13 protein-coding genes are annotated in these 14,174 nt (G+C 65.9%); 8 read left to right on the top strand and 5 right to left on the bottom strand.

Annotation, left to right across the window (positions count from 1 at the left end):
* Positions 1-5 precede the first annotated feature (5 nt).
* The gene (locus tag K5607_RS01260; RefSeq protein ID WP_054774023.1) at positions 6-944 is read right to left on the bottom strand and encodes a LysR family transcriptional regulator; all 939 of its coding nucleotides are present in this window, start codon (positions 942-944) and stop codon (positions 6-8) included.
* Between the two features lie 277 nt (positions 945-1,221).
* Between K5607_RS01260 and tkt the strand changes: the two genes are divergently transcribed.
* The 5 genes from tkt to ccmI are packed head-to-tail and all read left to right on the top strand — an operon-like array spanning position 1,222 to position 6,407.
* Positions 1,222-3,234: a transketolase gene (gene tkt, locus K5607_RS01255; RefSeq protein WP_221047982.1), complete on the top strand. Its 2,013-nt coding sequence runs from the start codon at positions 1,222-1,224 to the stop codon at positions 3,232-3,234.
* A 39-nt stretch (positions 3,235-3,273) separates the two neighbouring features.
* Entirely contained in the window at positions 3,274-4,146 is an 873-nt protein-coding gene (locus K5607_RS01250) for a phosphoribulokinase (RefSeq protein ID WP_054774022.1), read from the top strand.
* 37 nt (positions 4,147-4,183) lie between these two features.
* Positions 4,184-4,720 (top strand): DsbE family thiol:disulfide interchange protein, encoded by a 537-nt coding sequence (locus K5607_RS01245; RefSeq protein WP_054774021.1) that lies wholly within the window; start codon positions 4,184-4,186, stop codon positions 4,718-4,720.
* A gap of 2 nt (positions 4,721-4,722) precedes the next feature.
* The gene (locus K5607_RS01240; RefSeq protein WP_221048862.1) at positions 4,723-5,196 is read left to right on the top strand and encodes a cytochrome c-type biogenesis protein; all 474 of its coding nucleotides are present in this window, start codon (positions 4,723-4,725) and stop codon (positions 5,194-5,196) included.
* The gene (ccmI, locus tag K5607_RS01235; RefSeq protein ID WP_221047981.1) at positions 5,193-6,407 is read left to right on the top strand and encodes a c-type cytochrome biogenesis protein CcmI; all 1,215 of its coding nucleotides are present in this window, start codon (positions 5,193-5,195) and stop codon (positions 6,405-6,407) included. The genes K5607_RS01240 and ccmI overlap by 4 nt, the downstream gene beginning before the upstream one ends.
* Before the next feature lie 67 nt (positions 6,408-6,474).
* On the opposite strand, the gene K5607_RS01230 is transcribed toward ccmI, so the two are convergent.
* The 4 genes from K5607_RS01230 to K5607_RS01215 all read right to left on the bottom strand — a co-directional run bounded on the left by K5607_RS01230 (position 6,475) and on the right by K5607_RS01215 (position 10,754).
* Positions 6,475-7,332, bottom strand: a complete 858-nt coding sequence (locus tag K5607_RS01230; protein WP_221047980.1) for a hypothetical protein — start codon at positions 7,330-7,332, stop codon at positions 6,475-6,477.
* Positions 7,333-7,412: 80 nt separating this feature from the next.
* Positions 7,413-8,420 (bottom strand): phytanoyl-CoA dioxygenase family protein, encoded by a 1,008-nt coding sequence (locus tag K5607_RS01225; RefSeq protein ID WP_425515784.1) that lies wholly within the window; start codon positions 8,418-8,420, stop codon positions 7,413-7,415.
* Positions 8,421-8,452: 32 nt separating this feature from the next.
* On the bottom strand, positions 8,453-9,616 hold the full coding sequence (locus tag K5607_RS01220; protein WP_221047979.1) for an NnrS family protein: 1,164 nt from the start codon (positions 9,614-9,616) through the stop codon (positions 8,453-8,455).
* 10 nt (positions 9,617-9,626) lie between these two features.
* On the bottom strand, positions 9,627-10,754 hold the full coding sequence (locus K5607_RS01215; protein WP_221047978.1) for a glycosyltransferase family 4 protein: 1,128 nt from the start codon (positions 10,752-10,754) through the stop codon (positions 9,627-9,629).
* Between the two features lie 100 nt (positions 10,755-10,854).
* Between K5607_RS01215 and K5607_RS01210 the strand changes: the two genes are divergently transcribed.
* From K5607_RS01210 to K5607_RS01200, 3 genes are read left to right on the top strand one after another with little or no spacing between them, the layout of a single operon-like run.
* Positions 10,855-12,267: a lipopolysaccharide kinase InaA family protein gene (locus tag K5607_RS01210; RefSeq protein ID WP_221047977.1), complete on the top strand. Its 1,413-nt coding sequence runs from the start codon at positions 10,855-10,857 to the stop codon at positions 12,265-12,267.
* Positions 12,264-13,190, top strand: a complete 927-nt coding sequence (locus K5607_RS01205) for a glycosyltransferase family 2 protein (protein WP_221047976.1) — start codon at positions 12,264-12,266, stop codon at positions 13,188-13,190. The genes K5607_RS01210 and K5607_RS01205 overlap by 4 nt, the downstream gene beginning before the upstream one ends.
* Positions 13,191-13,242: 52 nt before the next feature.
* Entirely contained in the window at positions 13,243-14,172 is a 930-nt protein-coding gene (locus K5607_RS01200; protein WP_082411691.1) for a glycosyltransferase family 2 protein, read from the top strand.
* Positions 14,173-14,174 lie beyond the last annotated feature (2 nt).

Genomic DNA, 14,174 nt, shown 5'->3' with positions numbered 1-14,174 from the left:
ACGACCTAGGCGGGCTGGCTATCCGGCCGCTGCCACGCAGGCATGCCTTTGACGAAACGACCGGCCTCGGTGCGAACGAACTCCTTGAACGCCTGGCCCACCACCGACAGTCGCTTGCCCGAGCGGTGCACCATGTACCACTGGCGCATCAGGGGAAAGGACTCCACGTCCAGCATGGCCAATCGGCCGCTTTCCAACTCCTGCTCCACCGTATGCAGGGACACGATCCCCAGACCCAGCCCCACCTCGACGCCCTGCTTGATGGCTTCGTTGGTGTTCATTTCCATGCTGGTTCGGATCTGTACGCCCTTATCGGCGAAGAAACGCTCCACCGAGCCGCGCGTGCCGGAACCGGCCTCGCGCATGAGGAAAATCTCGTCTTTCAGGTCCGCAAGGGTAACGGGATGCTTATCCTTGAGCCGGTGATCCGCCGGCGCGATGACCACCAGCGGATTTTCCATGAAGGCCTCCGACATCAAATCGTGATCCTCCGGCGGCTGCCCCATGAGCACGATGTCGGCGTCGTTGTCTTCCAGTTGGCGTAGCAGGCCCTTGCGGTTGGTAACCTGCAAATTGATGTGGACCTTGGGATACCGACGGCGGAATTCGGCCAACAGGCGGATGGCGAAATAGTGCACCGTGCTGGCCACCGACACCTTCAAGATGCCGCCTTCCGTGCCTTTGAGCTCCTCGATGAACTGCTCCGCCTCATCCAGCTGCTGAATGATGGTGCGGCACAGCCGGTACATTTCCTCGCCGGCGGTGGTGAGGTAAATCTTTTTGCCCAACCGTTCGAACAGCGGCAGGCCGATGGTGTCCTCGAACTGCTTAATCTGCATCGACACGGCCGGCTGGGTGAGGAACAGCTCCTCGGCGGCGCGGGTAAAGCTCGAACGGCGAGCGACTCGCTCGAATACGCGGATCTGCCTTAGCGTTAGGTTCATGCCACGGTTCCTGTGCGTTGGCGTAAGGCGGCTCTTATGGAAGACTGGGGACCAGTCGGCCGACCATTATGTATAACCACTATATTATGAACCGGCCTCCCGTACCAGAACCTTGCGCCGCCCACGGCGCGACAACCCCGGTAGCCAGTGACAAAAACCAGCGAGTTTTGGATAATCCACCGTTACGATTAGGTTATGCCTGCCGCATCGGCCGCCGCCCGGCCCAAACGGGCCCGCTCCGGACACATTCACCCACCCTTGCCCACAGAGGACCATCATGCCCACGCGCCGACAACTCGCCAACGCCATCCGCGTCCTGAGCATGGACGCCGTGCAACAGGCCAACTCGGGGCATCCGGGCGCACCCATGGGCATGGCCGACATCGCCGAGGTGTTGTGGAACGACTACTTGCGCCACAACCCCGCCAACCCCCAGTGGCCGGACCGGGACCGCTTCGTGCTGTCCAACGGGCATGGTTCCATGCTCGTGTACTCCCTGCTGCACCTGACCGGCTACGACCTGCCCATCGAAGAGTTGAAGAACTTCCGCCAGCTGCACTCGAAAACGCCCGGCCACCCGGAATACGGCTACACGCCGGGCGTGGAAACCACCACCGGCCCTCTGGGCCAAGGCATTGCCAACGCCGTGGGCATGGCCCTGGCGGAACGCACCCTGGCCGGCCAGTTCAACCGTCCCGGCCACGACATCGTCGATCACTACACCTATGTGTTCCTGGGCGACGGCTGCATGATGGAAGGCATCTCCCATGAAGCCTGCTCCCTGGCCGGCTCCATGAAGCTGGGCAAGCTGATCGCTTTCTACGACGACAACAACATCTCCATCGACGGCGAAGTGCGCGGCCACGGCGACACGCCGGGCTGGTTCATGGACGACACCCCGGCCCGTTTCGAAGCCTACGGCTGGCAGGTCATCCGCAACGTGGACGGCCACGACGCCGACGCCATCCGCGACGCCATCGAAGCGGCCCGCGCCGACACCGGCCGGCCGTCGCTGATCTGCTGCAAAACCGTCATCGGCTGGGGCTCGCCGAACAAGCAGGGCAAGGAAGAGTGCCACGGCGCCGCCTTGGGCCAGGACGAAGTGGCGCTGGTGCGCCAAACCATCGGCTGGCACTTCCCCCCGTTCGAAATTCCGGTGGACATCTACGAAGGCTGGGACGCCACCGAATGCGGCGCCAAGCTGGAAACCGATTGGGACGACCGTTTCGAAAACTACCGCCGCGACTATCCCGAACTGGCAGCCGAATTCGACCGCCGCATGGCCGGCGAACTGCCCCGCGATTGGGTGGAACAATCCCGCGCCTACATCGCCAAAGTCAACGAAAAAGCGGAAACCATCGCCAGCCGCAAGGCTTCGCAAAACACCCTCAACGGCTTCGGCCCGCTGCTGCCGGAACTGTTGGGCGGTTCCGCCGACCTGGCCGGCTCCAACCTGACCCTCTGGTCCGGCTGCAAGGACGTGAACGCCCCGGGCCACGACGGCAACTACGTTTATTACGGCGTACGGGAATTCGGCATGTCCGCCATCATGAACGGCTTGGCGCTGCACGGCGGCTTCCGTCCCTACGGAGCCACCTTCCTGATGTTCTCCGAATACGCCCGCAACGCCCTGCGCATGGCGGCGCTGATGAAAGCGCCGGTGATCCACGTCTACACCCACGACTCCATCGGCCTGGGCGAAGACGGCCCCACCCACCAGCCGGTGGAGCAGACCGCCACCCTGCGCCTGATTCCCAACATGCACGTGTGGCGTCCCTGCGACGCGGTGGAATCGGCGGTGGCCTGGAAAGCCGCCGTCGAGCGTACCGACGGCCCCACCTGCCTGATTTTCTCGCGGCAAAACCTGCCCCATGCAGCACGCAGCACGGCGCAGATCGACGCCATCGCCCGCGGCGGCTACGTGCTGCGCGACTGCGACGGCACGCCCCAGGCCATCCTCATCGCCACCGGCTCCGAAGTGAGTCTGGCCCTGCAAGCCGCCGAACAATTGGCCGCCAAGGGCCGCAAAGTGCGCGTGGTTTCCATGCCCAGCACCAGCGTGTTCGAAACCCAGGACGCCGCCTACCGCGAAGCCGTGCTGCCGGCCGAGGTCACGGCGCGGGTGGCAGTGGAAGCCGGCGTGTCCGACGGCTGGCACAAATACGTGGGATTGCGGGGCCGCGTCGTCGGCCTGGACCGTTTCGGCGAATCGGCGCCGGCCGACGTATTGTTCAAGGCCTTCGGCTTTACCGTGGACGGCGTCGCGCAAGCGGTGGAAGCGGTCCTTTAATTAAAACAGCGCCGGAACCCGGCCCCTCAGGACAAAACCATGTCGAAAAAACACCCCGTCATCGCCATCACCGGCTCTTCCGGCGCCGGCACGACCACCGTCAAAGACGCCTTCCAGCACATTTGCTTTCGCCTCAAGCTGAAGGCCGCCGTGGTGGAAGGCGACAGCTTCCATCGCTACGACCGGGCGAGAATGCGCGAACTGATCGCCAAGGCCCAAGTGGAAAACAGCCATTTCAGCCACTTTTCCCTGGAAGCCAACCTGCTCAAAGACCTGGAGCAGCTATTCAAGACCTACGGCGAAACCGGCTCCGGCAAAATCCGCCATTACGTGCATAGCCACGAGGAAGGCCACCGTCTGGGCGGCCACGAGCCCGGCACCTTCACCCCCTGGCAGGACATCGAACCGAACACCGACCTGCTGTTTTACGAAGGGCTGCACGGCGCGGTGGTGGCCGAAGACGTCGACATCGCCCGCTACGCCGACCTGAAAGTGGGCGTGGTGCCTATCGTCAACCTGGAATGGATCCAAAAAATCCACCGCGACACCGCCGAGCGCGGCTACAAGCCGGAAGACGTCACCGCCACGATCCTGCGCCGCATGCACGACTACGTGAACATCATCACGCCGCAGTTTTCCCAAACGGACATCAACTTCCAGCGGGTGCCCACGGTGGACACCTCCAACCCGTTCATTTCCCGCGACATCCCCACGGCGGACGAAAGCTTCGTCATCATCCGCTTCAAGGACCCGGACCGCTTCAACCCGAACTTCCCCTACCTGCTGACCATCATCAAGGACTCCTTCATGTCGCGCCGCAACAGCATCGTGGTGCCGGGCGGAAAAGTGGGCTTGGCCATGGAGCTGATCTTCATGCCCATCATCCAGAAAATGATGGAAGAGCGCGGCTGATCGCGGGCGTGAACTACCGCAACTTGAAGAGGAAGGCATAGTGGCTCGACTGGTACCCTTGGCGATATTCGTGATTCTGGTGGTGTTCCTCGGCATCGGCCTAACCCTGGACCCCCGCGAAGTCCCCTCCCCCTTCATCGGCAAGCCGGCCCCGCCGTTCTCCCTGCCGCAAGTGGCGGACGCCGCCAAAACCCTGAGCGTCGCCGACCTGAAAGGCCGGGTGAGCCTGGTCAACGTATGGGCGTCCTGGTGCGTTTCCTGCCGGCAGGAGCACCCGGTGCTGCTGGATCTCGCCAAGCGCGGCATCGTGCCCATATACGGCCTCAACTATAAAGACGAACGCGAGGCGGCCCAGCAATGGCTGTCCCGCTTCGGCGACCCCTATGCCGCTTCGGCTTTCGACCCGGACGGCAAAACCGGCTTGGACTGGGGCGTTTACGGCGTGCCGGAAACCTTCGTGATCGACAAGCAGGGCGTCATCCGCCACAAGCACACCGGACCGGTGACGCCGCAAGCCTTGGCGGAGGACATACTGCCCCTGGTGGCGCGCTTGCAGCAGGAGGTGGCGCAGTGAAGATGCATTGGCTTGCCCTATTGTTGATCGTGCCGCTGTGGGCCGGCGCCGCCTCGATGGAACTGCGCCGCTTCGACGATCCCGCCAAGCAGGAACGCTACGAAGAGCTCATCAAGGAGCTACGCTGCCTGGTGTGCCAAAACCAAGCCCTGTCCGACTCCGATGCGGATCTGGCCAAGGACTTGCGCGACGAGGTTTACCGCATCATCCAAAGCGGCAAAACCGACCAGGAGGCGGTGGATTTCCTGGTGAGCCGCTATGGCGACTTCGTGCTCTACCGCCCGCCTTTCAAGCCGCTCACCCTGTTCCTGTGGGGCGGCCCGCTGCTGTTGCTGCTGATCGGCGCCGCGGTGCTGTGGCGGCAATGGCGCGGCCATCGCGCCGCCGCCGCGCCCGTCGCCCTCAGCGAGGCGGACAAGCAACGCCTGCAGCAGCTGCGCGCCCAAACCGATCGAATCGACGAAGACCAACCATGACCTTATTCTTTTTGCTGGCCGACTTGCTGCTGGTCGCGGCCTACCTTTTGTTTGTGCCGGCCTTGCGCGGCGCGCTGCGCGCCGCGCCCCCGCAACGGGACCAGCTGCATTTGCTCCTATACAAGCAACGCCGCCAGGAGCTGGCGCAGGAACTGGCCCAGGGCGGCTTGGAACGCGGCGCCTACGACCAGCTCTGCCAGGAACTGGACTTGCAATGGCTCGGCGAAAGCCGTCAGGAAGAAGACAAACCGGCCGGTCGGGACACCCCGGCCGCGCCAGGCCGCTGGCCGGTGCTGGCCGCACTGCTGCTGCTGCCGATCCTAGCCATCGGCCTATATAACCACCTGGGCCGGCCGGACCTGCTGGACGCGCCCACCGCCGCGCCGCCGGCGCCCGACGCCAAAGCCATGGAAGAGAACATCCAGACGCTGGCGCAGCGCTTGGAGAAAACGCCGGACGATCTGCAAGGCTGGATGCTGCTTGGGCGTTCCTACCAGGTCACCCGGCAGCCGGCCAAGGCGCAAACCGCTTACGAAAAAGCCCTGACTCTGGCGCCCGACAACTTGGACATCAAAGTCCTCTACGCCCAGGCCCTGGCGGAAGGCCAGGATAACCGCCTGCAAGGGAAACCGGCTCAAATCATCGCTGAAGTCTTAAAAGCGGACCCCGAATTTCCCCAGGGCTTGTGGATGGCCGGCTTGGCGGCGGCGGAACAAGGCGACGCCAAAGCCGCCTTGGCATACTGGCAAAAGCTGAAAGCCCTGTATCCCGCCGACAGCGAAGACGCCAAGCAGATCAGCGGCTACATGGCCATGCTGGGCGGCCAGCCCGGCGCCGAAGCGCCGGCGGAGGCTCCCAAGGCCGCGCTCAGCGTCAAGGTGAAGGTCGCCCTGGCGCCGTCCCTGGCCGATAAGGCCCACCCCGACGACACCGTCTTCATTTTCGCCAAAGCCGCCTCCGGCCCGCCCATGCCCTTGGCCATCGTGCGCAAGCAAGTGAAAGACCTGCCGCTGGAAGTGACCCTGGACGACTCCATGTCCATGGCGCCCGGCATGAACCTGTCCGCCTTCCCGCAAATCGTGCTGGGCGCGCGGGTATCCAAATCCGGCCAGGCCATGCCGTCTTCCGGCGATTTGCAGGGCTCCGGCGCCCCGACGGCGCCCGCCGCGGGTCAGACCTACAGCGTGGTCATCGACCAGGCTGTGCCTTAATACGCCCCGGCAAGCACGCCACCAACCGCCGCGCCGGTCCTGGGAGGTTGCCGGGCGCCGGCCCGGCTCAACGCTTTTTCTGCCCCTTCGCCGCCTTGGCCGGCGCGGCTTTTTCCGCATGGGCCTTGCTTTTGGCTTGCGGGGCATGACGGCTTTCGGAAACCTTGGCTTTGCCCGCCGCGCGGCGGCTTTCAGGAAGCCTGTGCTTGTCCGCTGCGCGGTGGCTTTCTTCCGCCGGCGAACGGGACGCGGCTTTTACCGGACGGCGCTCATGGGCGGGGGCCGGTTCCTGCAGGATAAAGCCTTGCACCGGCAGGTCGTCGCCCCAGGGCGCCCAGTTGCCGGTGAGAAAATCGGCCGTCATGGTTTCCGGGTCGTACTGCACCAGGGCATCCTCCTCCAGGTGGCAGCGGCGGTCGTAGTTGGTGTGGGAAACCCGCAACTTATAGGTGCCGTCCGGATTGGGGCAAACCTCTTCGACAAACAGGGTATGGCCGGTGGTGATGCGGTGGCCTTGATGGATGCCGATGGCAAGGAGGGAACCCGGTCGGGGAATGGCCGAGGTATAACCGCGCTCCTGCTCGCAGAGGAACCACTGCACCGGGCTGGTGTTGCCCAACTGGCAACTGGTCGAACCGGTGCGGCAACGGGCGTAGGGAATGCATTGCGGCTGGCACAGCGCGCCGCCGGCGTATTTCGGCGTATAGCAAGTGCCGGGCTCGACCGGATCGACCGCCTGGCATTGCTGCTCGGAACCGCTTTCCACTTTGACCTCCACCGGCGGCGGGGCTTTCCCGGCCAGTTTCGCCGCGACTTCCACGGCGCGTTGCCAGGTGGATTTGGCCGGCGCGCAGCCGGCCAATCCCAGCACCAGGCTGCAGTAAAAGACTCCGCTCAATAGCGTAAAAACAATGCGCCGATTCATGGAACTCCCTCGATGTCAGGGGGTAAAGCTTACGTGCTACGCCCGGAATTCGCCACCGCCCCGGCCGCCGCGTTCAACGCCTATCGCCACAGGGGATGGACCCCATGATCCTGGGGAAACCACTTGATGTATTGCACCACGCGAGGACGATCCGCCGTGTTGCGGCCGCTGCCGTGGGGCAAGGCGTGATGCCACAGGACGAAATCGCCGGCCGCCCCCGCCACCGGCAGCGGCCCCAGCGCCTCCAAATCCAGGTCGCGGGGATTCTGTTCCGGCGGCAGTTTCCCGAGCCACTGCGCCATCCGATGGTGAAAGCCCGGCACGCAACGGAACGCGCCCCGCTCCGCGCCGGCGTCGCTCAAATACAGCAAGCCCTGGATGCCGAATGGGATGGGCAAGGCGATGCTCACATCCCAGTGCAGCCGGCTGGGGCCGGACGTGTCCATGCCACCGCACTCCGGCCGGTTGAGGCTGCAACGATCCACCGTGGGCCACAAATCGGCCGTGCCCCACAATTGCTCGAAAGCCTTGCGGATGCGGGGCGACGCACGGTTTTTGTCCAGGGCCGGATGGCGGAACAGCGGCACCCAAAACGTGTGCTCGCCGTCGTACCAACTGGCGGGATCGGCGGCGTCCATGCCGAGAAAATCCCACACCGCCTGCTCGGCGGCGCGGCAGTCCTCGCGGGAAACCGCCTGGCGCAGCACCACATAGCCGTGCTCCCGCCAAAACGCCAGGTCGGCCTCGGACAACACCGGATCGTCGACGGCGGCGCCGGCGACGGGATAAGTCCGCGGCGGCGCTTCCCCATGGCGCCGAACCGCCTCGTTGAGTCGCTCGACCAAGGCCGACGGCGGGGCGCCGCCTATTTTGCCCGCCACCCACGCCTCGAATTCGGCGAAGGACGGGCGCTGGTGGAACAAATACTGGGCCGGCTCGACGATGCCCAAGCCCAAGCCGTGCAACAACATCTCGTCCAGCGGGCGATCGTCCTCCCCGCCCTGTCCGTTCCGCTGCGTCAGCCGATGCCAATAACGTTTCAAATGGCGCACGCCGAGGCCGCCGACTTCCATGGACGAAACCGTCACCCGCATCTCCTTATCCGTTCGAGCGGGGCCGTTTATCCCCGCCGAGGCGCCAGCAAAATCGGCGCGTAGCGCCACAGGAAAAGCCCGTAGGACACCAGCCACAGAACCGCCGACAGGCCCATCAGCGCACCGCCCACCGGCGCGATCAGGCGGAGGGCCGCACCCAAGGTCAGCAGGCAGAAAGCCGCGGTCATGGCGGGGAAAGCCTGGAGCGGCCGGCCGGTATGGCCCAGCGCGACGCGGGCGGCCACGCCCAGGATCAATGTGCCGATAGCGCCGTAGGTGAGGGCGTGCAGGCCGCTATCCACCAGCCCCACCAACTGGCGCGACACGCCCCAGCCCAGCAGGCCGAAGCCCACGGGAATCCAGCCGTAGCCCACGTGCAGCACCCACAGCAGGGGCTCGCGCCGCGCCAGCCAACCCCGCCAGCGCAGCAAACGCCACGCGTGCAGCAGGGCGGCGGCAAGTCCGGCGAAGCCGACGATCCGCTGCGTCGGCCACAGGACGAAACCCGCGGCGAAAACGGCGCCGGCCGCCACCGCCGCCAAATCCAAGCGGTCGAAAGACGGCAGCTGCACGGCGATATCCGGCCGGTTGGCGCGCAGCCAGTTTTGCGTGAAGCTGGGAATGATGCGTCCGCCGACCAGGAAAATCATGCCCAACACCAGGAACAGCCCGGCGCGCAAGGCGGCCTGCATCACCCAGTCGCCGTCCGGCGCCGCGGCGAAAAAAGCGACCTCCGCCAGCAGAAACGCCGCCAATAACGGCGCGACCTTGTAATTGCGGGCGTTGCGAGCGGCAACCACCTCCCGCGCCATCAAGCCCAGCAACCCGGCCCAGAACAGTACGCTGGCGCCGCCCCACAGCCATAATCCGTCCGGCAGGAACGCCGCCAGCCGCGCCAACAGCCATACGGCGCACAACGCCATAAGCGCGCCTCCCGCTACCGGCGGCCGCGACGTCCAAGTGGCCACGGCGGTGAGCAAAAAGCCCGCGATGGCGCCGCCGGCAAAGCCGAACAGCATTTCATGGCCGTGGCGCACCGAAGCCGGCAGGGCTGACGGCCAATCCATGAACCCGCCCAAGTACAGACCCCAACCCATCACCGCCAGCACGGCATAGACCCCGACCAGCAGAAAAAAGGGACGAAAGGCGTAGCTGAACAAGAGCGACGAATGGATGGCGGGCAACTTCATAGCGATTCTCCTAATTCTTCCGCGCCACGGTCTCAATCAAATCCGCCGCCTTTTCCGGCAAGCTGTAAAGGTCTTCCGTCCGGCCGTAAGCGATCCCGTTGCCCCCCCAAGCCTTGAGCCGCTGCGGGTCGGACAGCATCTCGGCCAATTCCCGGTTGAGCGCCGCCTGCTCGAACGGCGACGGCACCACCCGCCCGGCATTGGCCTTGAGCACATGGAAAGCGTAACCGCATATATCCGTGGTCAGCACCGGCAGGCCCGCCACCATGGCCTCCAGCAGCACGGTGCCGGTGTTTTCGGTGTAAGCCGGATGCAGCAGCAGATCCGCCCCCAGCAAAAAGCGCGGCACGTCGTCGCGGGCGCCGCAGAACACCACCCGCTTAGCGATACCCAGGGCTTGCGCCTGGCGCTGGTACGGCGCTGCATCGTCGCCGCCCACCACGAACAGCCGCGTTTTGGCGAGCACATCCTGCGGCAGCGCCGCCATAGCCAGCAAAGCGCGATCCACGCCCTTGATGCGGAAAGCGGAGGCTATCATCAAGACGACCCGTTCGTCCGGCGCCACGCCCGTGTCCCAGCGCCAGTTCTTGCGCAAAACCGCCGCATTGGGCGGCGCGATACGGTCGCGGTTGATGGGCGGCGGCAGCAAGTGAAAACGCTCGGCCGGCGTGCCGTAAGCGGCGATGAAATGGTCGATCTGGCTGGGCGCGATCATCAGCACCTCCACCCCCGCCTTGGGGGCGAACACCGCCCGTTCGAAAGCGGCGAACTGCCGATGGCGCGGCGTCAAGCGATGCAACCAGCCTTTTTCCGCCAGCCGCGCGGCGTAGCAGGGATCGGCGGCGTAATACACGTCCAGCCCCGGCAGCTTGTTGAACCCCACCACCGCATCGAAGCGCTCGGTTTTGCGAGCCTGGCGCAGCGCCCGCAGCAAGGCCAGGTTTTTGCCGTAATAGCTCAAGGCGAAGCGCGGCTTCACCACGTGCACCTGGAAGCCGGACGGCACCGCACCTTCCCAGGCCAGGGTGTAGACGTGGATTTCATGGCCCCGGTCGCGGCACAACCCGGCGATGCGGATGAAATCCCGCTGCAGGCCGCCGTAGGGGAAGTATTTGAATAAAGCGAAGGCAAGTTTCATGGGCGTATTGTACCCCCCTCCCGGGAATGCGGGCATCCCGCGCCCCCTCGAAACCGCCGCCGGTTTCCCCCCGTTGCGGCCATGCCGTAGAATGCCGCCCATGACACCTTTATTAACCATTGCCGACTTGCGCCGCGCCGGACGGGACTTGGCTGCGCCGTTCCGTTTCGCTTTGGAGGCGGTGACCTTGCCGCAGGAAATGGAAATCCTGGAAATCCACCGGTTGCTGCCGGGCAAGCGGCTGACCGCCAAGGCGCGCTGGTGCGGCTTGACGGTGCTGGTGAAGCTGTTCTTCGACCGCTCCGGCTACCAGCGCCATTGGCACAGGGAGGCAGCCGGCCTAGCGGCGATGCTGCAAGGGGGCGTCGCCACGCCGCGCATCCTCGGCCAGGCGGAAAACCGCTCGCAGCGGGCCGCCGTGGTCGTTACCGAATACCTGGCCGAGGCGCGCACCCTGGCGGACCTGCCGGACGACTCGCCCGAACGCGCTGCGGCCATGGCCGCCAGCCTGGCGCTGTTGGCGCAGATGCACGCCGCGGGCTTGGAGCAGCGCGATATCCATCCGGGCAATTTCCTATGGACCGGCGGCGGCGTCCACGCGGTGGACGGCGACAGCGTCCTGACGCATCCGGCCCCGCTGGCGGCTGCGCCGGCCCTGGAAAATCTCGCCCTGTTCCTGGCCCAGTTCACCCCGTCCCAAACGGAAGCGCTGACGCCGCTGGAACACTACGCGCCGGCGCCGGCCATCGACGCCGCCGCCCTCGATCTCGCCGTGCGGCGCCACCGCGACAACCGCTGGCGCGACTATGCCGGAAAACTGCTGCGCAACTGCACGGAAATCCGCTGCCTGGAGCGCTGGAACGGCTTTCAGGCCCTGCGCCGCGACTGCGACGACGAGCCCCTGCGCGGGTTGCTGGCCGACCCCGACCGCTATATCGCCGAGGCCGAACTGCTGAAGGACGGCAATTCCTCCACCGTGGCCCTGGTGCGCCTGCCCGGCCGCAACGTGGTGGTGAAGCGCTACAACATCAAAAACTGGCGCCATCGCCTGTCGCGCTGCTGGCGGCCCAGCCGGGCGCGGCATTCCTGGATCAACGCCCATCGCCTGCGCTTCCTCGGCATCGCCACGCCCCAACCCATCGCCTTCCTGGAACGGCGCTTCGGCCCCTGGCGCGGCACGGCCTATTACGTGGCGGAACACGTGTCCGGCGATCCGCTCGGCGCCAAGCTGACCCACAAGGCCCAGCCGAAGATCGCCGAACCGGTGGCACGGCTCATCGGCCAGTTGTTCCGCGCCCAGCTGCTGCACGGCGACATGAAGGCCAGCAACATCCTTTGCCACCACGGCCGGCCCTATGTGCTGGACCTGGACGCCATGACCTGGATCGCCAACCAGGACCGCTTCCTGCGCGCCTATGGCAACGACCGACAGCGCTTTCTCGCCAACTGGCCGGACAACAGCCCCGTGCGCCAGTGGTTCGACGCCAATTTGCCGCGGGCGGAACAGCCGTGAGCGCGCCGCTCGTCAGCATCGTCATCCCCGCCTACAACTACGCCGCCACGCTGGAGCGGGCGGCCGCATCCGCCATGGCGCAACCGGGCGAGGACTTCGACCTGTGGATCGTGGACGACGGCTCCAGCGACGACACGCCGCAAGTGGGCGCCGCCCTGGAGCAGCGCTGGCCCGGCCGCTGCCATTACCGGCGCCAGGACAACGCCGGGCCGGCGGCGGCCCGCAACCACGGACTGCGGCTGAGCGAAGGCCGCTACCTGCTGTTTTTCGACGCGGACGACGAACTGCTGCCCGACGCCCTGGAAACATTCCGCAGCGCCGTGCGGCAGCACCCCGCAGCCGGCGTGATCCTGGCCGAGCACGAATCGGTGGAAGAGAACGGCAAGACCAAGCAGCACCGGCAAAAGCCCTTGCCGGCAACGGCGCGACAGCGGCTGCGGGCCTATCTGCTGGATAAATCCCTCACCGTCAGCCACGGCTCCGTGCTGCTGCGCCGCGACGTGTTCGCCGCCTACCGTTACCCGGAACGCTTCCGCGCCGCCGAAGATCTGCCGGTGTTCGCCCACGCCCTGGTCAATTTCGACTGCGCCCTGGCGCAACGGCCCACCGCCCGCGTCCACAAGCACGCCGGCAGCCTGCGCGGCAACGCCGAGGCGGCCGCCGCCGGCAGCCTGGAGCTGGTCGAGGAAATCTTCGACCCCAAGCGCATGCCGGCCTGGGCCATGGAGTTGAAGCCGGCCTACACGGCGCGGCGGCATTTGTCCCTGTTCCGCACCCTGCTGCGGGCGCGCCGCCCCAGCGAAGCCCTGCCCCATTACCTGGCGGCGCTGCGGCTGACGCCTTTCGCCGCCCTGCGCCCCGGCTACATCGCCAAGGCGCTGCGCGCCCTGGGATATTGTCTGGCCCGGTGCCGGCGGACCTAGCCGGCGTGCCCGAACCGACAACTGGCCGAAAAAACTCGGCGGAGATTTAACGATGACGTACCCTCTCATGAGCGTGGCCATCCCGGCCTACAACCATTCGGCCTTCATCGAGGCGTGCCTGGCCTCGGTGTGCGCGCAGACCTATCCCGAGCTGGAGCTGGTGCTGATCGACGACGGCTCCCGCGACGACACCTTCGCCAAAGCGGAAGCCTTTCTCGCCCGGCACCCGGACCGTTTCCGCCGGGTGGTGCTCAAGCGCCAGGAAAACCAGGGCGTCAGCGCCACCTCCAACGCCTGCATCGAGGCTTGCCAAGGAGAATGGGTGCATTTGCTCGGCTCCGACGACATCCTTTATCCCGACAAGGCGATGACCATCCACCAGGCCATCGCCAGCTGGAACTGTCCGGAACTGGCCCTGGTGCACGCCGACGTGGACTATGTGGACGAAACCGGGCGGACGGTGACCCGCAAGCGGCAGCCCGCCCGCCCCGCGCCCGGCCCGGATTTCCATGCCTACCGCTGGCTGTTCGCCGGCAAGCATTACGTGTTCAACCCCACCATCACCCTGCGGCGCGACGCCATCCTGGCGGTCGGCGGCTTCGACAAAACCCTGCCCCTGGAAGACCTGGATTGCTGGCTGCGGCTGTCCACCCGCTACGCCGTCGCCCGCGTGCCGGAGGTGCTGGCCGGCTACCGCAAGCATCCGGGCAACGCCTCGCGCAAGCGGCTGAAAATGCTGGGGGCGCAATTCCAGACCTACGCCAAGTTCCTGTCCCGGCATCCGGGCCTGATCGAAGCCGGCGACCTGCGCCGGCATTTCCGCCAGAACCTGCGGCGGGTTTGGCGGCGCATGAAGACGCACCGGCCGGCGTTATTACCCAAAGTGGCGTGGGACGCGTTATGCTCCTGGGGGCGCACCCCGGCGGCGCAGGACTATGCTTACTACGCGGAAAAACTAAAGGAAGGCCAGGGCGGCCAATAAAG

This window comes from Methylogaea oryzae, from assembly GCF_019669985.1.
GTDB classification, from domain to species: Bacteria; Pseudomonadota; Gammaproteobacteria; order Methylococcales; family Methylococcaceae; genus Methylogaea; species Methylogaea oryzae.
Note: the sequence above shows the minus strand (reverse complement) of the source record. Positions and strands in the feature narration are given on the sequence as shown.

Bases quoted from the DNA above. Each gene is read 5' to 3' on its own strand.
- K5607_RS01260 (WP_054774023.1), bottom strand. From the start codon at position 944: ATGAACCTAACGCTAAGGCAGATCCGCGTATTCGAGCGAGTCGCTCGC.
- tkt (WP_221047982.1), top strand. From the start codon at position 1,222: ATGCCCACGCGCCGACAACTCGCCAACGCCATCCGCGTCCTGAGCATG.
- K5607_RS01250 (WP_054774022.1), top strand. From the start codon at position 3,274: ATGTCGAAAAAACACCCCGTCATCGCCATCACCGGCTCTTCCGGCGCC.
- K5607_RS01240 (WP_221048862.1), top strand. From the start codon at position 4,723: ATGCATTGGCTTGCCCTATTGTTGATCGTGCCGCTGTGGGCCGGCGCC.
- ccmI (WP_221047981.1), top strand. From the start codon at position 5,193: ATGACCTTATTCTTTTTGCTGGCCGACTTGCTGCTGGTCGCGGCCTAC.
- K5607_RS01230 (WP_221047980.1), bottom strand. From the start codon at position 7,332: ATGAATCGGCGCATTGTTTTTACGCTATTGAGCGGAGTCTTTTACTGC.
- K5607_RS01220 (WP_221047979.1), bottom strand. From the start codon at position 9,616: ATGAAGTTGCCCGCCATCCATTCGTCGCTCTTGTTCAGCTACGCCTTT.
- K5607_RS01215 (WP_221047978.1), bottom strand. From the start codon at position 10,754: ATGAAACTTGCCTTCGCTTTATTCAAATACTTCCCCTACGGCGGCCTG.
- K5607_RS01210 (WP_221047977.1), top strand. From the start codon at position 10,855: ATGACACCTTTATTAACCATTGCCGACTTGCGCCGCGCCGGACGGGAC.
- K5607_RS01200 (WP_082411691.1), top strand. From the start codon at position 13,243: ATGACGTACCCTCTCATGAGCGTGGCCATCCCGGCCTACAACCATTCG.